This window comes from Candidatus Bathyarchaeota archaeon (assembly GCA_023131225.1).
In the GTDB taxonomy this organism is placed as follows: Archaea; Thermoproteota; Bathyarchaeia; order Bathyarchaeales; family SOJC01; genus JAGLZW01.
Genome location: JAGLZW010000018.1, coordinates 1 through 22,457, shown reverse-complemented (window position 1 = coordinate 22,457; position 22,457 = coordinate 1). Strand labels below are relative to the sequence as shown.

Genomic DNA, 22,457 nt, shown 5'->3' with positions numbered 1-22,457 from the left:
TCCAATGGGTGTTGAACCATCCAGAGGTTTCCGTCGCCCTCAGCGGCATGAGCACGATGGATCAAGTAATAGAGACCGTGCAGAGTGCCAGCCGCTCAGGACCCGACACTCTCAACAAAAAAGATCTCGAGCTCATCAGCAAAATCCAACGGAAGTATAGAGAGCTAGGTTTCATCGGATGCACAAACTGCAGATACTGCATGCCCTGCCCAGAAGGAGTAGACATCCCTCAAATACTAGCACTATACAACGAGTACTTCGCCAAGGAGAGGGACGACCACGTCAAGAAAAAATACTGGAAGTACATCACTCCAGAGAGCCAAGCGAAGAGATGCGCTAAATGCGGGAAATGTGAAGAACTCTGCCCCCAGCAACTACCCATAAGAAAGATTCTAAGTGAAGCGGCAGGGGTATTCGAGTAAAAGTCCTAAGGCTTGAGCATTTTGCTTCATCTTCGAAGTAGAACATAGGTTGCTAATGAAGTTTATAGAGCATTTTACCGTTTGTACCTTTTTGGGGTATGGTTATGGTGAATTGGACTCCTTTGCCTTGTTTGCCCGTTTCTCGAATATTCCAACCGTACACTTCGCATGTTTTCCTTATCAAGTGTAACCCGTAGCCCGTGCCTTTTCCGTAGCCTTCAGCCATCAACACGATATCACGCACGCGTACAAACACTCAATGTGATGTCGGAGTTCGGGAGATATCTCCAACAACTGGGGTATTACTGCGCGCGCACATCTTAAAACTCCAGTCTTGTAAGACGAAGTGTATTCAAGAGCGTTAGCATGGTTAGGCCGTCGTCCCCCAAGGCTACAGTGAACCAGAGGGGAATAAATCCCATTAGTCCAAGCGCGCCGAGAACTAGTTTTACTCCGAGGGAGACAGCTATATTTTGTTTGGCGATTCTTACTGTCATTTTGCTTAGCTTGTGTAAAGTGGGAATTTGAGCTAGTTCGTCTTTGACTAAGATTATGTCCGCTGACTCTAAGGCGACATCTACTTTTCCTCCGCCCATAGCAATGCCTACATCTGAGGCTGCCAACGCGGGTGCATCATTGATGCCGTCTCCTACCATCGCTACTAGACCATGTTTTTCTCTTGTCTTGGCTATAATTTTCAACTTGTCTTCTGGAAATAGCTTAGCGTAAACGTCGGTAATTCCTAAACGTTCAGCGGTTTCTCGAGCTATTTCAGCCTTGTCTCCAGTTAATATCGCTATATGTAATCCTGCTTCTTTTAGAGCCTTTACAGCTCGAACAGCGTCTTCACGAACGTCGTCAATTATACATATTGAGGATGTAGCTGTTTCGTCTAAAGAGACACAGACTGCAGAATGCTTTTCGTTCTCATAGACTTCACTAACGGACTCACAATTACTGCCATGTTGTTTCAGCAAATCCATGCTTCCCACTATTACTCGAGTGCCGTTTACGTAGCCCATTATGCCTTTACCTGGGATCTCCTTCACATTCGTTACATCAAGCTCTCTGAAGTTAAGATTGCTGTCTGCTGCGCTTTTTATGACAGCTTGAGCAAGAGGATGATTAGAGAACTGCTCTAGTGCTGCTGCGTACATCAAAGCCTTTTCATCTAATTCAGAGACGCCTTTAATACAATGGACAACCGGTTTGCCAAGAGTTAACGTGCCGGTTTTGTCAAATAAAACAGCCCCTATTTTATCCATTTTTTCTACGTAGACTCCACCCTTAATGACAACTCCTCTTCTCGCAGCAATCGTAACAGCGGTAAACATCGTTGCTGGAACAGATATGATGAAGGCGCTGGGACACGAGATCACAAGAAGTATCAAGGCACGGTATAGCCAAATTTCAAAGGACCCAGCAAGAATGCTAGGCATGAAGAAAGCGGTGAACAGGGCAAGAGAAATAACGATTGGAACGTAGAATTTGGCGAATCTATCAACAAGTTTTTCGATAGATGCCTTTCTTTTTCTAGATTGTATAACAAGTTTCACTATCCTCGAGACCAGTGTATCTCCAGCTTTTTTGCTAACAGAAATTTTTAGAACACCACTTGTGTTCAAAGTACCAGCATAAGCATTGTCGCCAAACTTCTTCAAAACAAGAGCCGATTCACCAGTCACCAAAGACTGATCAACGTAAGAAACACCATCTGTTATAACTCCGTCAAGAACAATTCTCTCCCCAGGCCTAACAAGAACGGTTGTCCCTGGCAAAACAGCCGTCACATCTACATTTTCCTCTTTGCCGTCATCGGTTATTATCCGCGCCTTGTCAGGCATAAATTCCGAAAGCTTTTCAACGGTTCTTCTGGCCCTGTCTTGAATGTACCCCTCAAAATACTCCGCTAAAGAGTACAGAAACAAGACAGTAACGGCTTCAAAGAGGAAAGCCAAGTACATGGCACCAAAGGCAGCCGTCGCCATCAGAAACTCCACTGAAAATCTTCTCTCAAAAATAAGTTCTTCAAAGCCCAAAACTCCGATGTAGCTGGCTGCAATGACAATTGTAGTGTAGTAAATGATTGTTGACACTGTAGCTTGTTCGTTCAGCAGAGGTATCACGAAATCCAGAGGAACACCTTGGACGAAAAAATCAAGTAAAGCAGCAGACACCATTGTAAATGCCAAAGCGACAGCCATTGGAATCCAAATTCGCCTGTCTTTTTTGTCCTCAAAGTCTCCTTCTTCGACTCTAGGGACCATTTTCAACCTCTGCCTTCCTTAACATGTTCAACCTAGAAGAATCATATTAACATAGTGTTAAAAAAATGGATGGGAATATTAATCGGCTAGTATTATGTTCTGATTATGTTAATATGAAGTGGTGTCTAATGACTGTTGTGAGCATAACTCTTCCGGGAGAGCTTCTTAAGAAGTTTGATGAGTTTACCAAAGCCAGAGGATATTATAGCCGTTCTGAGGCTTTCCGAGACGCTATTAGGAGTCTAATCGCTGAAGCAGAAATCGCTTGGCTCAAGAAGGGCCGAGTTGCAACAACCATTATGATCATATGTGACTATGCAAGAAAAGATGTGGACAGGCACGTTTCTGAGGTAAGACATGAGTACGATGATGTGGTTGTTGAGAACGTTCACAGGCACATTGAAAAGAAATATTGCTTGGAAATTTTCATCGCTGAAGGAAATTATCAGAGAATTTTGGACTTAGTTGGTCGAATCAGAGGAATGCGGGGAATTCTCGAAGTAAAAACCTTATTCATGCCTTTATGAGTGTACGAATCTACTATTCAAAACCGTTCAGGCAAACATTCCTCTATTTTAGGCTCTGCCGTTCTTTGTCATGTGAAAAAATGTATATGGCATCTTTGACAGCGCGAAGTTTGTCAATTGACTTCAAAGCTTGGTCTGCACGGTAAAGTACGCCGGGGATGTTTCGCTTTTCCAAGTTTTCTCTAAGAGGTGCGGCATCGCCGCAATAAACAAGCTTGTCAGCGCCGTACTGGATTATTACCGATTGATGACCGATTGAGTGCCCTAATGTTGGCATAATTGTCACACTGTCGGTTACTCGGTATTTTCCTTTAACCAATTCATAATTTACATCAACATCAAAAAATTCTCGAAGATAGGCGGCTTTCTGAAAACGGTCTGGAGCATAGGCATATCGTATCTCATCAGCTTGAACATAAAAACGCGCGTTTTTAAACAGTTTATTGTTACCGCAATGGTCAAAGTGCAAATGAGTATTGATAACGACTGTTATATCTTCCGGCTTTAATCTGAAATTTTGCAGCTGCATTTGCAAACTTTGGTTTCGACTTCTCTTAACCGTGTGGAATCTTCTATATTGCGGAGGGAGTTCTCCGATTCCGGTGTCTACAAGAATTTTTTCTCCTTCACTTAGCACAAGCATAGGCTTCAATGCTGCTTCATAAGTTTCCCCTTGATACTTAGAATAGACGAGAAAACTTTTATCTAGAGTAAAATAGCCATTGCTGAGTAATTGGACTTTCATTTTTTTAGCCACTGAAAAATAATCGTCAGCCTTCGTTTTTGTTTAACTTAGTTATCAGAATGGGCAAATCTGTTATTGACTCAATTGTGTGCACAGCGCCTGCGTGGTTTAATTTTCTAATCGCGTCACTTTCTTTTGCTATACCAACAGCGGTGGCATTCAATGCTTTAGCGCTTCTCATGTCTACGACGCTGTCACCCACCACAATCGTTTCATTAGCATTCATATTCAGAGCTTTCAGGGCAGCAGCGAGGTGAGACGGATGGGGTTTTACATCTGAAACGATTTCTCTTGTGATCGTAGCATCGAAGAATTGCCTAAGGCAAAAGTTGTCGAGGATATGGGCTGTTGATTTTTCGCTGTTAATTGTGAAAATAGCTAGCTTCAAATTCATCTTCTTCAACGTTTTTAATATTTCAAATACACCCGGCAGAAGTGAGGTCTCACGAGCAGCTTTAATCTCATGTTTGCCTGCCATGGAAAGAACATGTTTTTGAATAGTAGAGAATTCCCGTTCTTTTCTACCGTTGTTTCTCATGTAAACTTTGGCTTTTTTTAGCATTTCGAAGATGCTTTCATTTATAGAAAATATAGAGGCTGGCAAACCTTCGTTTGTCAAAAATTGCATTACTTCAGCTCTTACGGTTTTGTAGTCAAGGTTGAATTCAGCAAGAGTTCCATCCAAGTCAAAGACGACAGCTTTTATGGTCACGTGAAGCCTCCGAATATTCCTATGGCTGGGCGATAGTGCAACGTATAATCTGATATAGGTTTCGGTTGGGAAAGGTTCTTGGGAAATTCTCTGTAGAAATGCTTGATATTTAGTCTTCTACTACATATCGGTAGGAAACAAATTTTCCTGCTGTGGCGCTGTCCCGAAAGATTCTAACGATGTCACCTGTTTTTGCGCCTATGGCTTTTACTGCTGGGTCAGAACTCTTTATTATTGGTAGTTGATAAGGTTGAACACGATATTGGGCCAGCAGTTTCTCGCGTTCGTCTGGTGGCAGAATTTCGTGTTTTGGCACAAACTCATGATCAAAAAGATTGAAAACTGGGAAAATTCGCGGAATTAGCTCTACCCCGTTTTTCTTCGCAAGTTTTTTAGCGGCCTGTGTATAACGTCCACCTGTGACTACTATTGCTCTTTCCAGTTTTTCCTCTTCCATTGTCTTCACTAGGTCTTTTATGAACTGAACTCCTACAGTGCCTTGGGATGGAATACAATAAATCATATTTTTGCCCTCTGGTGTTTTTACGAAGAATCCAATGGCAGTTTTATATTCTTTCTTTTTCAGAAGTTTGTAACCTCTCAGTTTGATGAGGACTTTTACTCTTTTCTCTTCCAACGGTGTCGTGGCTTCATTACTCAAACATGTAACCTCTAATTAGCCGAATACTGAAAGACATCACCCAAATAACCCTTAAACTTTGCGCTTACTAGGAATCGAACATCTTTAAACAAGTATAAACAAATCATACGTAATTCTTATTTTCGACACACTGTTCATATATCACTCGAAAGGTTTGGAAACATGAAAACTGCGGAAGCCTTTGCTCCAGCACATATTACGGGCTTGTTCCAGATATGCGATGAATCAGCCGACCCGCTATACAAAGGTTCGAAAGGCGCAGGAGTCTTAATGAAACACGGAGTAAAAACCAAAGTAACCCTAAAAAACGCTCCGGAAAACAATCTGGAAATATGGATAAATGGGCGTAAAACGGTTTCCGCAAACGTTTCCGAAACCGTAGCAAAAGATTTCCTATCCAAACTCAAAGAAAAAATCGCGGTGACAGTTGAACATACCGTTCATGTGCCGATCGGCGCGGGTTTCGGCTCAAGCGGAGCTGCAGCTTTAAGTCTCGCTCTAACACTCAACAGAGCTTTAAATTTGGGCTTAACTAGCATAGAAACCGCTCAAACGGCGCACACAGCAGAAATTCTGTGCAAAACAGGGCTGGGCACGGTCATAGCCGAAACTTTCGGTGGATTAGAAATACGCACAGAGCCAGGAGCATCCGGAATCGGAAAGGTTCAGCACATTCCAATAAACGACGACTATAAGGTCGTTTGCCTAAGCTTCGGAAGTCTATCAACCAGAAAAGCTTTAACCGACACGAAGCTTCGCCGACGCATCAACGAGTGGGGCGGAAAACTTTTAGAAAGTCTCATGGAAGAGCCAAACTTGAAGAATTTTTTGAGGCTCTCTAAAAGGTTTGCAGAACATACGGGGCTAATCACAGAAAGGGTTCGTCGGGTTTTAAACGAAACAGATGCTTCAGGAATTGTTTGCAGTGTGCCCATGTTCGGTGAAGGGGCCTTTTCTATAGCCAAAAAAGACGATTTGGAAACGCTTCTCGAAATCTTCCGGAGACATGGCTCTGCAGATAAAATCCTCGTCAGCGAAATCGACTTTGGAGGAGCGAGACTATTATGAAAATTAAGATTTCAGAGAGGCATCCTCGTGCTGAATCGTTGCGGATACGTGAAAAGCTCATAGAAGGGTTCGAAACGGGCGTCGTAGCTCATGCCGGGCTCACAGCTCACGGCAGAGGGGAAGCCTTCGACTACCTTTTAGGCGAAAAAACCGTTCCGCAAGCATCTAAGGCTATAAGAGCTGCAGCCGCCCTGTTATTGACGGCGGAGAACCCGGTTATCTCCGTGAACGGAAACACAGCTACGTTAACAGCAAAAGAAGTAGTAGCACTAGTCGGAATTATCAAAGCAAAAATAGAAGTAAATCTCTTCTACCGAACAGCCGAAAGAGAAGAAGCAATCAAAAACCTTTTGGAAAAAGCTGGGGCGAAGTTAGTTTTAGGCGTGGGCGAGAAAGCTTCAGCGCGTATTCCGGAAGTAGGAAGCGAAAGGCGTCGTGTAGACCCGCGGGGGATGCTCGTGGCCGATGTGGTTCTAGTTCCTCTCGAAGACGGAGATCGGACCGAAGCTCTTGTCAAAATGGGAAAGAAAGTTATAGCCATCGATTTGAACCCGCTTTCCAGAACAGCAAAAAAAGCCTCAATCACTATTGTAGACAACGTCGTAAGAGCTATGCCATTGCTTGTGGAAACAGCAAAAAAACTTCAAAAAGAAAACAGAGAAAAACTTGGGGAAATTCTGCAAGGGTTCAACAACACGGAAAACCTTGGCAAATGCATAGGTCTAATCAGGGAAAGACTGAGCGAACTAGCTGCTAAAGGAAAATTCCTCGACTTGGAAAAAGTGGAAAAGTATGGACGCTGACAAGATTTTTGTTTTGGGTGCTGGAGCCATTGGAAGCATTTACGGCGCATTACTGTCAAGGAAGAAAGACGTTACTTTGATTGGAAGCCAAACACATGTAGAAGCCATACGCGCTCAAGGCTTGAAGTTCACGGGTGATATAGATCAAAATTTTCGTTTAAAAGCAGATATAAGAATCACCGAAATTCCATCCAACACGATCATTCTCTTGACAACCAAGGCTCATGATTCTGTTCGAGCTGTAAGCCACATAAAAAGAATGTTAAGGAAAGACACAGTCATACTTGTTTTGCAGAACGGCTTAGGAAACGAAGAAATCGTCAAAGAACTAGTTGGCGACGAAGTTGAAGTTTTGCGGGGCTTAACGATGATGGCTGCCGAATTCCTAGAACCCGGAAAAATCCGGGTCTGGAAAAATGAAACAATCATAGCGAAAAGCAAAACAGCTCAAGAAATAGCCGCCCTTTTCAACGATTGCGGCTTGGAAACACGTATTTCAAGAAACATCACAAACGAAGTTTGGAATAAACTCGTTTTAAACAGCGTCATTAACCCCCTAACAGCGCTTTTCCACATTCGAAACCATGAAATAGCGTCTGACACGCTCAAATGGGTTAGACACGAAATCGTGCAAGAATGCCTCGCCATAGGAAAAGCAGAAGGAATATATCTCAAAATAGACCTAGATGAGCTTGACCGCAGGATTCTGAGCTACACCAACCTTTCTTCTATGTGTCAAGACGTAATGAAGAAGAAAAAGACAGAGATCGACTTCCTAAACGGCAAGATAGCAGAACTCGGACATAAACACATGATTCCAACGCCTGTAAACCAGACATTGACTTGTCTAACAAAATTCTTGGAGGAAAAACCAGTTGGAGCTCGAAGACAAGATTAAGCAAAAGAAAGGAAAAGACAAAATCGTGATGTTGACGGCTTACGATTATCAAATGGCGAAAATCCTCGATGAGGCTCTCTTAGATCTAATCCTCGTAGGCGACAGCCTCGGAATGGTTTTCCAAGGCTGCAAAGACACAAAAAGCATCACGATGGAAGATATGGTTTACCACACAAGAGCCGTGGCACGAGGAGCTCAAAACACACCTATTATCGGAGACATGCCCATACATAGCTATGACACTTTGGAAATGGCGCTAGAAAACGCCAGGCGATTTTTGGAAGCTGGAGCCAACGGCGTAAAAATAGAGGGAAACAAGCCAGAAATAATCAAGGCGTTACTAGATGCGGGCATTCCAGTTATGGGACATGGGGGACTTTTACCTCAAACAGCAGAAGCCTATAGGGTGCGAGGTAAAACTCCAGAGGAAGCTGAGCGGATATTTCAGGACACTTTGGAAATCGACAAATACGGCGTCTTTTCCATAGTTTTAGAATGCATCCCAGAAAGTTTGGCGAAGAAGATTACAGAAAACGTTAAGGCGCCAACGATTGGCATTGGTGCTGGAAAATTCTGTGACGGACAGGTTTTAGTCATAAACGATATGCTGGGACTCGATGAAAATTTTGCACCTAAGTACTTGAAAAAATACACAAATTTGAACAAAATCATTAAAGACGTTGTAGAAAGGTTTACGGAAGAGGTGCGTTCAGGCGCCTATCCAGATGAGGAACATACCTACCATTAAGGGAGCGGAGCGTAAATGAGAGAGAAGGGATTGCCAGCCGAAACTGTTCTGAAAGAGATAGAGGCTAAGCTCGGCAGAGATTTCGCGTTTGGATCTGGCAAGATTCTAGGGTCTATGTGCACTTCGCCTCACACTCTGGCCCAGCAAGTATACACCAAGTTCTTAGAGAAAAATCTAGGTGACCCGGGGCTTTTCCCAGCTACTGCTCAACTGGAAAGGGAAGCCATCCAAATGTTGGGCTCGCTTCTGTCAAATCCAGACGCTGCCGGAAACATTGTCACTGGAGGAACTGAAGCCAATATACTCGCCCTCTGGGCCTTCAAAAATTCAAAAACGAAAAACGGCGGTGAAATTATCGTGCCTGTCTCGGCACATTGCTCCTTTGACAAAGCTGCGAGTCTACTAGGCTTCGAAATAGTTAGAGTGGGGTTGAACAGTCGTTTTCAAGTGGATGAGGAAACCGTTAGGCGGGCGGTAAACGCTAAGACAGTGGCAGTAGTGGGCATAGCCGGAACCACGAGCCTAGGCATAGTAGATCCCATTGAAGAGCTTTCAGAAATAGCCCTAGAAAACGGCTTATTTCTACACGTGGACGCAGCCTTCGGAGGATTCGTCATCCCATTCTTGGGGGAGTTGGGATACAAAGCGCCCGAATTTGACTTCCAACTGTCCGGCGTCTGTTCTATCACCATAGACCCGCACAAGATGGGTTTGGCTCCTATTCCAGCTGGCGGAATTCTTTTCAAGAATTCGGATTTGAAAGAGGCGATAACGTGGAAGGTTCCATACTTGGCTGGAGGCGAAACCGAGCAAGCAACTTTTGTAGGCACTCGTTCCGGGGCTTCTGTAATAGCGGTTTGGACGTTGCTCCAGCATTTGGGAAGGGAAGGCTACAGAAAAATCGTTAAGCGTTGCATGTGTTTAACATGGAAACTCGCTGAAGAAATTAGGCAAATCCACGGGTTAGACATTATGATAGAGCCTACTACGAACGTTGTAGGCATAAAATCTGATGTTTTTGACGTTAAGCAAATAGCTGGAGAACTGCGAAAACGAGGGTGGGCGGTTTCGCTTTTTCTACGGCATATAAGAATCGTAGTCATGCCACATACAAGAGAGGAACACTTGGAAAGTTTCCTAAAAGATTTAAGAATAACAGTCAAAAAGTTAAACGGTTAGAAGTGTAAAAGTTTGAAACAGCATCCATCAAAAGACATAATCGGAACCAAAAGTGAAGAACTGGGGGAAAAACGGGTAGTTCTATGCGTTACCGGAAGTGTAGCCGCGGTTCGAAGCCCAGAAATTGCTAGAGAACTCATGCGTCGAGGAGCCAAGGTCTACGTCGTGATGTCCCAAACCGCTCAGAAAATCATCCACCCCTACCTAATGGAGTGGGCAACTGGAAACCACGTAGTCACCGAGCTAACAGGAAAAATTGAGCATGTGGCTTTGGTTGGCGAACGTCCTGAAAAAGCGGATTTGGTGCTCATCGCACCTGCCACAGCTAACACCATAAGTAAGATAGCCGTTGGAATAGATGACACAACCGTCACTTCCGTGGCTTCCACAGCCATGGGTTCTGAAACGCCTATAATGATAGTTCCAGCCATGCACCAATCAATGTATAAACATCCCATACTTGAAGAGAATATCCAAAAACTTAAGGCCCTAGGCATACAATTCGTCGGACCCAAAATCGAGGAAGGAAAAGCGAAAATTGCGGACACAGGAGAAATAGTTGAAGCCATCATCCGCAAACTCGTGGCTGAACAAGACTTTCGTGGAAAACGTTTCCTAGTCACTGCGGGACCAACAATCGAATACATCGACAACGTGAGGGTTATTACAAACAAGAGTTCGGGTAAAATGGGTGCAGCCATAGCTAAAGAAGCCCAGAAAAGAGGCGCGGAAGTCACCCTCGTTTATGGCTTGGGCACGGTTATTCTGCCCTTCAAAGCGAAGGTTTTGAACGTAGAAACAACTGAGGAAATGCGACGCACAGTTTTAGAAGAGCTAAGAAACGTAAATTACGACATTGCAGTCGCGGCTGCAGCGGTTTCGGACTGGACTTTGGCAAAGCCGTATAAAGGTAAGGTTTCCACATGGAAGGTTTCTTCGCTTACTTTGAAGCTGAAGCCTACCTCCAAAATCGTCGACAAAATAAAAAAGATAAGCCCAAAAACCTTTCTTGTGGTTTTTCGAGCTGGATACGGAGTTTCTGACAAAAAACTAATCGAAAGCGCTTATAAACGGTTAAAGCGAGCCAATGCAGATTTGGTCGTGGCAAACGACGTTTCAAGAAAAGGCGTGGGCTTCAGAACCGACACCAACGAAGTTTTCATAATAGACAAGAAAAAAAACGTTGTTCATGTGCCGTTAAGTTCGAAGCGTTTTGTTGCGAAGAAGATTCTGGACATGCTAAAAGGAAAAGTCAGCTAAAATAGGCTTATAAGCAGGGCGAATGTATGCATTTATGCTCCCATAAGCGAACGCAAATGCACGCGCATCACACAGTAAGGATTGACTTTCAGGCTATGCGTCTACTGAGATGAAAACGTTGAGCAAACGCTTCAAGATTGTGGCTGTTGGCGGAACTTTCGACGAGTTTCATAAAGGTCATCGAGTTTTACTTAGAAAAGCCTTTGAAGCCGGTGAAAAGGTTCTGATAGGTTTATGTACAGACGACTTCGTGGAAAAAATGAAAAAGCCCCATGAAATAGCGCCTTTCGCTGTGAGACTGGAGGAGCTAAAGGGTTTTCTGAGAAAGTATAGTTGGCTTGAACGTGCCGAAATTGTGCCCTTGTACGATCCATTTGGACCCGCATCAACCAGTAAGCGGATAGAGGCAATAGTGGTGAGCCGAGAGACTGAGCCTAGGACCCGTGAAATAAACGAAAAGCGTAAGGCGGCCAATCTTCCACCCTTAGATGTTATTGTCATAAACATGGTATTGGCAGAAAACTGTGATCCTATTTCCACAACTAGAATTCGCCGCTTGGAAATTGACCGTGAAGGGCGACTGTTGAAGCGGTAGACCGACTTGAAAAAAGGATTTCAAGGCATAATACGTCTATTATTAGCGTATTAGGGTGGATGTATTGAAGAGAACTGGCGTGGCAAGGCTTCCGCTTCATTATGGCAGAGCACCAAGATGGCTTGTTGCACGGATGATTAAGCTGGCAGATGCAATTGTCACAATAATCATTGACGAATATGGTCAAGACGAGTTCTTACAGCGCATTTCAGACCCGTTTTGGTTTCAAGCGTTGGGCTGCGTTTTGGGCTATGATTGGCATTCTTCTGGAGTGACAACAGTCTTGACGGGCGTGTTGAAAAACGCAGTTAAAACAGAGAAGAACGGGGTTGTTATTTGTGGAGGAAAAGGGAAGGTGTCACGGAAAGCACCTAACGAAATCCGTTTGGCGGGCGAGAAGTTTGGTTTCTCGAAATCCGATGTTGACCGACTGGTTTACTCGAGCAAAATGAGCACAAAAGTAGACAACACAGCCATTCAAGCTGGCTATCCCCTATACCATCACGCCTTCTTCCTATCAGAAGAGGGAAAATGGGCTGTTGTTCAGCAGGGAATGAGCACAGGGGACAGAACGGCGCGAAGGTATCACTGGCTTTCCGACCATGTGAAAGAATTTGTGGTTGAACCCCACGAAGCCATCGTAGGCGACACAAAAAGAGACGCCGTGTTAAACATGACAGCTAAAGAAAGCGAAGAGTGCAGAAAAACCTCAGTTGACATATCTAAAGAGAAGCCCACAAAATTCAAGCACTTGCTCGAATCAGCCAGACCCGAATATCAAAAATCGCTACGCCAATGGATGCCAAACACAATAGCAGAAGATTATGCAATCAACATTCTATCTATGCCCCGAAGAATCAACTGGAATGCACTGCGCAAAGCCTACGAGTTTCAGCCAAGAAACTAAGGAAAAAGTAATAGTTTCTATCCCGCACATTCCTATTTTTTGTAATGTCCATAGATTTTCGTAACTAGTTTAATGAGGCCACGATAAACTCGGAAAATGCATAACGCTTATGTTCATTGAATCCTTACAATGCACGACGCAGTTAAGGGGGTTGAAAGTATGGGTGAGAAGTTAACAAGCATAAAGATCAGAAAAGAGACACGAGACGCATTAAAGAGCGTAGGTAAGAAGAGCGAAACCTACGACGACATAATCAACAGGCTCCTAGATCGTGTATTGAGAAGAAAAAAGCAGGCTACCTAACACGATGTAGGTGTCATCAATGTATATTCGATGTAACAGAAAATGTGCTGGCATATCACCTGTAATCGCATCAATTATTTTTATAGCTGTTGCTGCAATGGTGATTATCTAGGCACTGGCTTTGGTCGGTATAATTGGAACTCAGCATCCACTCTCAAAGGACATTGAAGTTAGCATCAGTCCAGAAATCTATGATCCCGACCACCATATTACTATCTTGAATGAAGTAGCAACATTTGTAATTTCCTTAGATAACCGTGCAAATTACAATAGGACGATGAGCGTAGTTCTAGAATGTGAAGGTGAGACTGCAATCAGTGATACATTCATCATCGGTCCAAAATCATCAAAGCAGGTATCATATAATCAGAGAATCCTTTTTACAGGACTGTGGATTTTGAGAGTGTCTGAGATAACTTCACACTTGAGCTATTGGAAGCATATAGCAGAAGGTCTAGCCTAAGATGGATGAATGGTCTTCTATTAGCTGTACAATGTCAACACTTTTCGTATACCCATCACAGAAACATGATACTTGTCAGCCCCATCTCTATTAACAAAATGCACATACCCAAGCTCCTTAAGCTTTCGTAAATGCTCCAGAATAGTGGAAAGCTCCTTATCTGTCCACTTCGCAATCTCCTCAACCGCAAGTGACCTTTCAGCGTTAATGGCGCCCACATTATGCAACATGCATAAAAACTTGAACTCTTCAGGCAACTCTGGACGAGGCGAAACAGGAGGATACCCACTCATAGTTTATCTTTCTCCTAAAACTCTCTTATAAACATCAACAGTTTGCTTCGCAACAGCCTTCCAACTAAACCTGCTCTTGACGGTCTCATACGCGTTTTTAACCAACCAATCCCTATAGCCTTTATCAGATAAGACGCGCTCAATCCCCCATGCAATCGAATCAAGACTACGAGGATACACATGAACGCCCGTTTTATCATGTTCCACCACCTCTGCCAAGCCACCCACCTGACTAGCCACCACAGGCACCCCCGCCGCCATGCCCTCCAACGCAACAATCCCAAACGGCTCATAGACCGAAGGCACAACCATCACATCCGCGCCCTTAGTCAAAGCAACTAAATCATTATCAGAAATAAACCCCGTGAAGTTGATCCGCCACCGTTGCTCAGACTGATCGGCTAACCATTCTAAATGCCCCTTCATCCATCCTTCACCAACAACAATAAACTTCACCTCGGGAAAACGCCAGCTAATACGCGGCACAGCTCGAATCAAATATTCAACCCCTTTTTGCGGCACCAAACGCCCAACATAAAGCACCATTTTCTCATTATCCCCCACTCCAAAACGTCTCCTAACAGCCCATTGGTCAACACCAACATCATATTTTTCAACCTCAATCGCGTTCGGAATAACATCCACCTTCTCTCCAGGCACATGAAAATGACCACAAACCTCACCCTTCATAGAATTGCTTGTCACAATTACACGAGCTGGCTCATAACATGCCCACCACTCCATTCCATCAATCGTATAGGAACTGGGATCATGTAAACTTGACCGCCCATGTTCAGTGCTATGCATCGTACAAACCAAGGGTTTGTTCAAAAAATGTTTGAAACCAATACCCGCAGGCGCCACAAGCCAATCATGGATGTGGATCAGATCAAAATCGATCTCTCTGTTTGCCGCAGCTAAGCGTTTCTCCAAGAAATGGTTGAACAAAAAAGTCCACGTGAGGAAGTTTGGGTGTCCAACTTCGGTTTTAGAACGGTAAACCTTGAAACCCTCAACCTCTTCATAGTCTGGTGTTCCTGGAAAATCCAACGTAACAACGCCTACATCATTTCCATCTTTCGCCAACGTCTTTGCCAATCCAAAAACGTGACGAGCAATCCCTCCAACAATTCGAGGTGGGAACTCCCAAGACAACAAACATATTTTCATAAATCACACTTTGCCCTTCGCTGCTAATGCTTCAAGTTGCTTCACTCTAGATTCAACTACTCTCACAAGTCTTTTGCGAAGCGTCTCGCCAACTAATTTCTCACTTGTTATGGACGATATTTTTTCCGCAAGCTTCTTATCGCCTAAAACTTGACTCAACCATCTCTCAAAATCACTCCTTTCTGTATGATATTTGAGCGACTGAATAGTGACACTATTAAGAGCCCTAGCAAACTCGAACATATCATGGGTTGTCACATTAGTTGGTCGTGCAAACTCGTAGAAGAAAGTGAAGCCCTTATCGGTGGGCAGTCGCCGCAGAATCCACTTGGCCGCAAGTTCAGGTTTCTGAAGCTCCTGCAAAATTCTAGCCTCAAAATCGGAGATCACATTAGAAAACGAAACGAAAGCGTCAATCGGGTTTCCAGAAGGATTAAAGTAGCAATGTACATCGCCAGGTCCTCCACCCTTCACACTCATATAATACAAGTGATCGCTCATCTGAAAATACCGCCAAAATCTCAGCCAAAACTTATCTCCTAAACCCTTCACAAAAGGTTCCAAACCCTTCAAAAATTCGTAAGAAACCCTCTGCATCGGATTGCTAATCCAAGCGCTTGGATCACGTTCAAGATCAGCCCACGAAATAGTGTCATACTCGTGCACGTCTATTTCTCCAACTGGCTGATGGAGACGTACAACCTCAGAAGGAGTTCGCCAATACAAATGTTCCCACTTGAGGACTTCACCGGGCAGCCATCTGAGAAATTCATGGATTCCAGTCTCGGGCCAATGGTGCTCCCCAAAAGTCTCGTAATCGATAAAGATAACAACTGTTTGTCCTTGTATAGCCGCTATCCAGCTCGCGTATCTCTGAGCTGTCAAAGGCCATTCGTTCCACCACGTTGAAGAGAAACGGAAGCCAATGTCATCTGAGAGACGGTAGTTGCGAACCAGAACAGGAATAGAAGAACCCTTTGCCTTATATACGTAGTTTGGGCTTCGCCAATCAAGGATGCGTTCAACACCTTCTGTTATTATTGCCTCGTAGCCCATATCCGCGACAGTTTTAGCGATGGCATTGTTATAGAGACATTCGGTGTTTTCAAATACTTTTGGTTCATAATCAAACAGGTCTTTCATTAGCTGTCGATGCATCTTTACCTGTTCGATAAATTCAGATCGGTTGATGCCGAATAGACTGGCGAGAGAATGATAGTATGTTTCGTCTAGAAACTCTACGCACCCGGTCTGCGCCAACTGCTTAAAAGATTCGAGGAGACTTGGATTCCAGCTTTTACACTGCTCGATAAAGACTCCTGAAATTCCATAGGAAACCTTAAACTGCTTCTTTTCTCGTTTGAATTTTTCAATCTCGTTGAGAATTATGTTATTTGCTGGAAAATAGCATTTCCTAGCTGCACGGTCGAAAATGTGTTTGTTAAGAGCATTATCGAAGTAGAGTTCGAAGAGGTCTTTCTTGGATTGGGGAGGTCTTGCCAGTAGGTCTTGGTGGAAATTAGGGTTTAGCCGCAGTGGCTGGTGGACCTCGAACATGAGACAGATGTCAGTCAAAGTTGTTCCGACCTGCTGGAATTTTTTGGTTGTTCCATAGTAATATCTCCCATTTATTTAGTTTCACTACTAGAAAAATTTTCTAGAACATTTCTTTCAAAGTTCGGTGCGTCGAGCAATACATCCTCAACATAAGCTCTTAACGGTTCAGCCACGCTCCATGCTTGAGATATACAACCCCTAGGATAATGTGGTGGTTCACCATCGAAAATTTCACTTAACGTGCCAAGTCCAGCATACAACATCTGTTTCTTAAAGAAAGGTTGAAGAAAACTTTCAAAAGCGAAGTTTCGCCATTCTGCATCAAAGTTTTTGACTTCCAAGAACGCTGTGACGAACGGTCCAATCAACCATGGCCACACTGTGCCGTTGTGGTAAGCATAGTCTCGCTCAGCCCAGTTTCCAGAATATCTTCCACGATATTTCGGGTCGTCCTCGGACAGGGTTTTCAGCCCATAAGTTGCCCAAAGTTTTTTGTGTACAGTAGAAACTACTTCTGCTTGTTTTGTTTTATCAAGCATAGAAAAGTCGAGAGAAACAGCGATTATTTGATTTGGTCTAAGTGACGCATCCTTAAATTCATCGTTTATAACGTCGAAGAGACAGTGTTTCTGGGCATTCCAAAATTTTTCATTAAAGTTCTTCTTAGCCCTTTCCGCAATGTCTCGATATTTTTCAGCCAAGTCGCTGTATTCGAAACGACTTGCGAGAAGCTCCATTGCTTTTAACGCGTTGTACCATAATGCTTGAATTTCAACTGCCTTTCCATCTCGAGGGGTAACTGGGTTGTTGTTTGTCGTGGCATCCATCCACGTTAGCTGCGGTCCATGCATGACCAAACCATCATTGTCTAAGCGTATGTTGTTTATTGTTCCTTGTATGTGATGGCTAATTACAGACTGCAACATTGTCCAAAGTTTTTGCTGGACGAAGGTGAAGTCACCTGTGTATTTTAGGTATTGAAGAACGGCATTGAAATACCACAAAGTCGCATCAACAGTGTTGTAAACTGGTTTTTCTCCAGCCTTGTTGGGAAAACGGTTTGGAACAATGCCCCCGCTACAGTAGTGTTTGAAAGTTAGAAGAATTTCTCTTGCATCTCCGAAACGTCCAGTGACAAGAGTTAAACCTGGCAGAGAAATAAGCGAGTCGCGCCCCCAATCTTCAAACCAATGGTAGCCCGCAATAACAGTTTTTGTTTTTGTGGATGAACGGTGTGCAATGAAAGAGTTAGCGGCTAGAATGAGCCATTTTAACCAGTCCTCCTGAGTCGCTCTTGGATGTTGGTCGTAGAATCTTGTTAAGAGAGAAACTGATCTGTCGACCTCTTTTTGGTAAGAGCTGTTGAGATTTTTCAATCCTCTACAGAGGGATGAATGAACATTTTCAGCGTCTTCTCCGTCTTCACTCGCCACAGCAATAATGTAAAATTCTGTTTTTTCACCAGATCTTACGGGAATTTCAAATCGTCCAGGTATGTAACAATCATCAAAACAACTGGTTCCTTGGGAACTGTCTGTCCTAAAGAATATGTCTTCAACCCATTTGTCTCCTTTGGAGATGTACTGTCCCGAGTTCGTTGACATAACCATTGTGGATTGAGGTTTGGCTATCTGAAGTATTGTTTTTTGTGCAGATGGTTTCTGAACGAAGCTCCATCCAAGCTTATTTTTGTCCGTGACTGAGTGGAAGTGTCTCGAATTGATGAGGGGAAAAATCTGTAAGGTTGCTTTTTCTTTGAGCGGAGAGAAAACTTCGTAAAAAACGACTGTAGCGTTTTTTTGGTAGGGCATAAAAATTGTTTTGCGAAGCTTCACTCTGTTTATAGCATAAACGAAAGTGGGGAATGGAAGCAGTAGGAAGTTTTTGAGGTATTTGTAACCTAGTGGATGTATGCCGTGTCTGAATTCGTTGGCGCCTAAAGGAAAAGCTTCGCCGTCAACAAGAAGTTCTTCGTCGAGCTTTGAAAGCACAACCCTCCTATCAACGGGAGAATTAAAAGACGCAACTAAGACCCCATGGTACTTGCGTGTGTTGATTCCCAAAACACTGGAAGAAGCATACCCGCCTAAACCATTTGTTATAACCCATTCTAAGCTGAATGCCCTTTCCAAGTTAGAGAGAAGGTTACTGTTTAATTCGATTTCTGGTAAACTGTTTTCCATTCTGATTTAATCCTTAGGGCTTTACCAGTTTGGCAACGTTTTTTCCTCGCGCAACCCCATAGTATCTAGCAACTGGGTTGCACTTTGTTCTTAACAGGAAGGTATGAGGCTGTCGCAATTTCGATTCCGTGAGCGTTTCAGCGAATCCCATACCCTTAGCGACCACAAAGTCAGCTTCATCATAGGCCTTGATGAACTCTCCTGAACGCTCTTCTGGCAAAGGCAATCCAACCGCGTCAGCCCCAGTTGTGATGGTGGCATCTGCTAATTCATACATGCCAACAGCTTTAGCATCTTCTAAAGTAGCATCGTTCAAAATGGGACCACCCTTCACTACAACTATAACCTTTGCACCTAGCTGCTTCAATTCCCTAACTAGAAGCTTGTCTAGAACTATTTCCCCAGCATTGTCTATTAGATAGAGAATGTTGCTCGCCTTCTTAGCTTCTTCGTAGATTTTTGATACGTCATCAATTACCAATTCCTTTTCAGCGTCAGCAATCAATTGGTCCAGTTGATCAAAATCGACTTCGTGTTCAGGAATGTCAAATTCGATGATGTTACCCACAATCGCAGCTAGACAAGCCTTTCGAAACCTTTCCTCTGATGATCTTTCCTTTTCAATCATCTTCTTAAGTGAAGGAAGCAGTTCCAAAGCCGCCTGATTACTCTCACGTTTCTTAGCGGCATAAACATCTGGATTGCCAGATATACGTTTGATTATTCGGTCACGCGTTGTTCCAAGAAAGGCCGCGACTGCGTCTGGTTTAAACTCTTTTGCCATGTATTCTAGAAGTGCTGACGCCGCTTTGAATTGCAAGTCAGGATTTTTTGTGGCTTCTGCAATCTCCAAATAGCCGCGGTGAATAATGCATGAAAGGCATTCGATTTCAACCTTCAAATACGGGCACCCTTAGAGAGCAGTTGCAGCTTGAGCAAAATCTAAAAGCACTTTGTATGGTTCTTTTGCTTTCACGATGCCGCTTGCTACAAGAACACCTTTTGTGCCAAGTTTTAACGCTGCAGCCACATCGTCGCCGCTGGTTATACCTGCGCCGCAAAGAATGGTAACCTCTGGGTTCACTTTCTTGACAACTTCTATGGTTTCAGTAACAATCTCAGGTTTGGCTTTTGACACTGGGATGCCAGTTCCGATAAGTTCAGGTGGCTCAATCGCTATAAAATTTGGCTTTAATGTTGCGGCGGAGAGACTTACACTTGCGTTGTTGGTGCAGACCACTTGTACCAAATTGAGCTCCTTAGCTCTTCTGATCACAGCGTCGATTTCAGCTAATTTTAAACGTCGCTCCGAGTGGTTGACAAGCGTTCCTATTGCTCCAGCTTCTTTCACAGCTTCGGGTAAAACGTGACCGGTGAAGCCACCCGGCCCTACAGAATCAATGTGTTGAGCAAAAATTGGTAGAGAAACTGTTTTGGCAAGCTTAGCTATATCTGAGTATTGAGGGGCAAGCCCGATGCACACATCTGTTTCGCGACTAACTTTCTCGGCTTTCTCAGCTAATTCTAAAGCTTTCTTTCCCGTACCCTCCATGTAAGTTTTCAAGTTTACAAGAATTAATGGTGTCCAAAGCATTTTCAATCGTGTTGTCACCGCTTATAGCATAAAAAGATAGCGTTAAAACAGTTTTGCAAAATTACTTTTGGTTTTCCGCCACATAATAGTACTCGCCTACTTTACGCTGATGCTTGTCGATTCTTGAACCTTCCTTGTTTACTCGTGGTCTTTTTGTCGTTGGGTCTCGTCGAAAAGTGACTTCCATTTTTTTCAGAAACGCATTCATACCTTTTCTGAGAGTCGTTGGAGGGTTAGCAATGCCTTTTACACCTGGCTCTCCATCGAAGATCATTAATCGGTCAGCGATGAAATCTTGTGCAACTACATCGTGTTCTACAACAAATGCTGTGGCGTTTTTGCTTTCAATGACTCTTCGAATGGTGCGAGCCATGTTCAAACGTTCCTCAACATCTAGATAAGCGCTTGGTTCGTCAAGCAAGTACAGTTCAGCTTCACGGGAAAGACATGCCGCAATGGCAACTCGTTGAAGCTCACCCCCACTTAGTTGACTCACATCGCGATCTAACAGGCCTTTCACATTGAGAGGTTGCAAAACTTCGCTGTGATACCAGCTTGCCGCGAAGTCTTCCTTTTTGATGCTTCTTAGCAGTTCTTCTGCGGTGCCCTCATATGCCGCAGAGATGTATTGTGGTTTATAACTTACTGCTAATTCGTATGATGTAGATGTTGTTCCCTTGTCGGGTTTCTCAATTCCAGCTAAAAGCTTTATGAAAGTTGTTTTTCCAATACCGTTTGGACCTAAGATTCCAATAACTTCTCCTTTCTTAACCTCTCCTGGCTCCACTCCCAAAGTGAAACCTTTGTAAGACTTTATCATTGTCTCCCATTTCAGTACAGTTTCGCCAACCCCCCAGCTTACTGTTGGAGGTTTTACGTGGAAAACTATTGACTCCTTTCTGAACCGAACGTTTTCATCTGAAATAAACCCTTCCAAGTAGATGTTTATGCCCACACGCACTCCATGAGTGTGAGAGATGACGCCGTAAACACCTGGTTCTCCATAGAGGACACAAACTTGATCTGACAAATAGTCGAGTATGGCGAGATCATGCTCCGCAACAATCACCATCTTGTCTTCTTCTTTCAGGCTTCGTATTGCGCGTGCAACTTCCAGACGCTGTTTGACATCCAGATAACTTGAAGGTTCGTCGAAAAGGTACACGTCAGCCTCTCTGGATATGGCGGCTGTCACAGCGACTCGTTGAAGCTCGCCGCCGCTTAAGATATCCAAAGCGCGATTCCAAATTGGTCCAAGCTGCAGCTGCTTGGCAACTTTCTTCAACTCGTCTCTTTCATCAAGTTTCTCCAACAGTTCATAGACTTTGCCAGTGACTACTCGTGGAATCTTGTCTACGTATTGTGGTTTCTGGGCGACTTTCAGATTGTTTTGGCTTAGCTTCAGGAAATATTCTTGAAGGGTTGAACCTCTATAATGCTTAATGATCTCCGTCCAAGGTGGGGGGCTGTCGTAGTAACCAAGATTTATGTCAATTTCGCCAGACAAGATTTTAATTGCAGTGCTTTTCCCAATACCGTTTTGACCTAGCAATCCGAGGACTACGCCTTGCGATGGAGTTGGCAAGCGGAAAAGCTTGAAGGCGTTTGGTCCAAAACGATGGCTGCATTCTGCTTCAAGTTCATCGGGCAAATTGACGATTGCAAGGGCTTTGAAGGGACACTTTTTAACGCAAATACCGCATCCTATACAAAGAGCCTCGACAACTCTGGGTTTATCTTCTTCAAAAACTATGGCCTCAACCTTGCTTCTCACTTTAGGGCAAAAGCGATAACATTCTCTATTGCAACGTTTGGATTTACATCTATCTTTATCGAGTACTGCGACTCTAATCATGATCTTGCCCATTATCTAATGTTGACTCTTATAGAGTAGACGGGAAATTAATAGCTGTTAGCTATTTAACTATTCAAAACCAAGATTCGCATGTAGAAAACACGTATTAAATTTTGATTTTGGGTATATTGTGTCGCGTATTATTTTGAAGACGCGCGCATTTTAATTTGATAGTTTTCCATTATTTCAGAAGTGTGCGCTTTTCCAAGAAAACTGAAAAAAGCGCGCAAAAGAAGAAAAGATAAAA

Annotated in this window: 23 protein-coding genes; 11 read left to right on the top strand and 12 right to left on the bottom strand. The window is 43.6% G+C overall.

The genetic code is table 11. From position 1 onward, the window contains the following. Nucleotides 1-422, top strand: a 422-nt coding sequence (locus KAU88_04735; GenBank protein MCK4477816.1) for a 4Fe-4S dicluster domain-containing protein, incomplete at its 5' end; no start/stop codon positions are given. Between the two features lie 52 nt (nucleotides 423-474). Here the strand turns inward: KAU88_04735 and KAU88_04730 are convergent. Together KAU88_04730 and cadA are read right to left on the bottom strand one after the other, a co-directional pair. Beyond that, nucleotides 475-666, bottom strand: coding sequence for a hypothetical protein (locus KAU88_04730; protein MCK4477815.1), 192 nt, complete (start codon nucleotides 664-666; stop codon nucleotides 475-477). Nucleotides 667-742: 76 nt separating this feature from the next. Beyond that, nucleotides 743-2,689, bottom strand: a complete 1,947-nt coding sequence (gene cadA / locus KAU88_04725; protein MCK4477814.1) for a cadmium-translocating P-type ATPase — start codon at nucleotides 2,687-2,689, stop codon at nucleotides 743-745. A gap of 128 nt (nucleotides 2,690-2,817) precedes the next feature. On the opposite strand from cadA, the gene KAU88_04720 reads away from it, so the two are divergent. Next, nucleotides 2,818-3,216, top strand: a complete 399-nt coding sequence (locus KAU88_04720; protein MCK4477813.1) for a CopG family ribbon-helix-helix protein — start codon at nucleotides 2,818-2,820, stop codon at nucleotides 3,214-3,216. Between the two features lie 43 nt (nucleotides 3,217-3,259). Here KAU88_04720 and KAU88_04715 read toward each other — a convergent pair whose 3' ends face one another. The 3 genes from KAU88_04715 to KAU88_04705 all read right to left on the bottom strand — a co-directional run bounded on the left by KAU88_04715 (nucleotide 3,260) and on the right by KAU88_04705 (nucleotide 5,130). After that, complete coding sequence (locus KAU88_04715; protein MCK4477812.1) at nucleotides 3,260-3,961, bottom strand: N-acyl homoserine lactonase family protein; 702 nt, start codon at nucleotides 3,959-3,961, stop codon at nucleotides 3,260-3,262. Between the two features lie 25 nt (nucleotides 3,962-3,986). Next, entirely contained in the window at nucleotides 3,987-4,673 is a 687-nt protein-coding gene (locus KAU88_04710; GenBank protein MCK4477811.1) for an HAD family hydrolase, read from the bottom strand. Nucleotides 4,674-4,782: 109 nt separating this feature from the next. Next, entirely contained in the window at nucleotides 4,783-5,130 is a 348-nt protein-coding gene (locus KAU88_04705) for a DNA-directed RNA polymerase subunit H (protein MCK4477810.1), read from the bottom strand. A gap of 366 nt (nucleotides 5,131-5,496) precedes the next feature. Here KAU88_04705 and KAU88_04700 point away from each other — a divergent pair, with 366 nt between their 5' ends. From KAU88_04700 to KAU88_04660, 9 genes are all read left to right on the top strand, one after another. Next, a complete protein-coding gene (locus KAU88_04700; protein ID MCK4477809.1) occupies nucleotides 5,497-6,402 on the top strand; it encodes a GHMP kinase in 906 nt (301 codons plus the stop codon). Then, the gene (locus KAU88_04695; GenBank protein ID MCK4477808.1) at nucleotides 6,399-7,205 is read left to right on the top strand and encodes a phosphopantothenate/pantothenate synthetase; all 807 of its coding nucleotides are present in this window, start codon (nucleotides 6,399-6,401) and stop codon (nucleotides 7,203-7,205) included. The genes KAU88_04700 and KAU88_04695 overlap by 4 nt, the downstream gene beginning before the upstream one ends. Then, nucleotides 7,195-8,103 carry a 2-dehydropantoate 2-reductase gene (locus KAU88_04690; protein MCK4477807.1) on the top strand — a complete coding sequence of 303 codons (909 nt, stop codon included), beginning with the start codon at nucleotides 7,195-7,197 and terminating at the stop codon, nucleotides 8,101-8,103. The genes KAU88_04695 and KAU88_04690 overlap by 11 nt, the downstream gene beginning before the upstream one ends. Next, nucleotides 8,081-8,851 carry a 3-methyl-2-oxobutanoate hydroxymethyltransferase gene (panB, locus tag KAU88_04685; GenBank protein ID MCK4477806.1) on the top strand — a complete coding sequence of 257 codons (771 nt, stop codon included), beginning with the start codon at nucleotides 8,081-8,083 and terminating at the stop codon, nucleotides 8,849-8,851. The genes KAU88_04690 and panB overlap by 23 nt, the downstream gene beginning before the upstream one ends. Before the next feature lie 15 nt (nucleotides 8,852-8,866). Beyond that, nucleotides 8,867-10,030, top strand: a complete 1,164-nt coding sequence (gene mfnA / locus KAU88_04680) for a tyrosine decarboxylase MfnA (GenBank protein ID MCK4477805.1) — start codon at nucleotides 8,867-8,869, stop codon at nucleotides 10,028-10,030. A 12-nt stretch (nucleotides 10,031-10,042) separates the two neighbouring features. Next, nucleotides 10,043-11,290 (top strand): bifunctional phosphopantothenoylcysteine decarboxylase/phosphopantothenate--cysteine ligase CoaBC, encoded by a 1,248-nt coding sequence (gene coaBC / locus KAU88_04675; GenBank protein ID MCK4477804.1) that lies wholly within the window; start codon nucleotides 10,043-10,045, stop codon nucleotides 11,288-11,290. 109 nt (nucleotides 11,291-11,399) lie between these two features. Beyond that, on the top strand, nucleotides 11,400-11,885 hold the full coding sequence (locus KAU88_04670; protein MCK4477803.1) for a pantetheine-phosphate adenylyltransferase: 486 nt from the start codon (nucleotides 11,400-11,402) through the stop codon (nucleotides 11,883-11,885). Nucleotides 11,886-11,949: 64 nt separating this feature from the next. Beyond that, nucleotides 11,950-12,792, top strand: coding sequence for a DUF763 domain-containing protein (locus KAU88_04665; GenBank protein MCK4477802.1), 843 nt, complete (start codon nucleotides 11,950-11,952; stop codon nucleotides 12,790-12,792). A 159-nt stretch (nucleotides 12,793-12,951) separates the two neighbouring features. After that, nucleotides 12,952-13,095 carry a hypothetical protein gene (locus tag KAU88_04660; protein MCK4477801.1) on the top strand — a complete coding sequence of 48 codons (144 nt, stop codon included), beginning with the start codon at nucleotides 12,952-12,954 and terminating at the stop codon, nucleotides 13,093-13,095. Nucleotides 13,096-13,578: 483 nt separating this feature from the next. On the opposite strand, the gene KAU88_04655 is transcribed toward KAU88_04660, so the two are convergent. From KAU88_04655 to KAU88_04625, 7 genes are all read right to left on the bottom strand, one after another. Next, on the bottom strand, nucleotides 13,579-13,851 hold the full coding sequence (locus tag KAU88_04655) for an ArsR family transcriptional regulator (protein MCK4477800.1): 273 nt from the start codon (nucleotides 13,849-13,851) through the stop codon (nucleotides 13,579-13,581). 3 nt (nucleotides 13,852-13,854) lie between these two features. Beyond that, entirely contained in the window at nucleotides 13,855-15,021 is a 1,167-nt protein-coding gene (locus tag KAU88_04650) for a glycosyltransferase family 4 protein (GenBank protein ID MCK4477799.1), read from the bottom strand. A gap of 3 nt (nucleotides 15,022-15,024) precedes the next feature. After that, nucleotides 15,025-16,596, bottom strand: a complete 1,572-nt coding sequence (locus tag KAU88_04645) for a glycoside hydrolase family 57 protein (protein ID MCK4477798.1) — start codon at nucleotides 16,594-16,596, stop codon at nucleotides 15,025-15,027. Between the two features lie 53 nt (nucleotides 16,597-16,649). Beyond that, on the bottom strand, nucleotides 16,650-18,761 hold the full coding sequence (locus KAU88_04640) for a glycogen debranching enzyme N-terminal domain-containing protein (protein ID MCK4477797.1): 2,112 nt from the start codon (nucleotides 18,759-18,761) through the stop codon (nucleotides 16,650-16,652). Nucleotides 18,762-18,774: 13 nt separating this feature from the next. Next, nucleotides 18,775-19,662: a DUF89 family protein gene (locus KAU88_04635; protein ID MCK4477796.1), complete on the bottom strand. Its 888-nt coding sequence runs from the start codon at nucleotides 19,660-19,662 to the stop codon at nucleotides 18,775-18,777. Between the two features lie 12 nt (nucleotides 19,663-19,674). After that, entirely contained in the window at nucleotides 19,675-20,355 is a 681-nt protein-coding gene (tpiA, locus tag KAU88_04630) for a triose-phosphate isomerase (protein MCK4477795.1), read from the bottom strand. A 61-nt stretch (nucleotides 20,356-20,416) separates the two neighbouring features. Beyond that, nucleotides 20,417-22,210: a ribosome biogenesis/translation initiation ATPase RLI gene (locus KAU88_04625; protein MCK4477794.1), complete on the bottom strand. Its 1,794-nt coding sequence runs from the start codon at nucleotides 22,208-22,210 to the stop codon at nucleotides 20,417-20,419. Nucleotides 22,211-22,457: the final 247 nt, after the last annotated feature.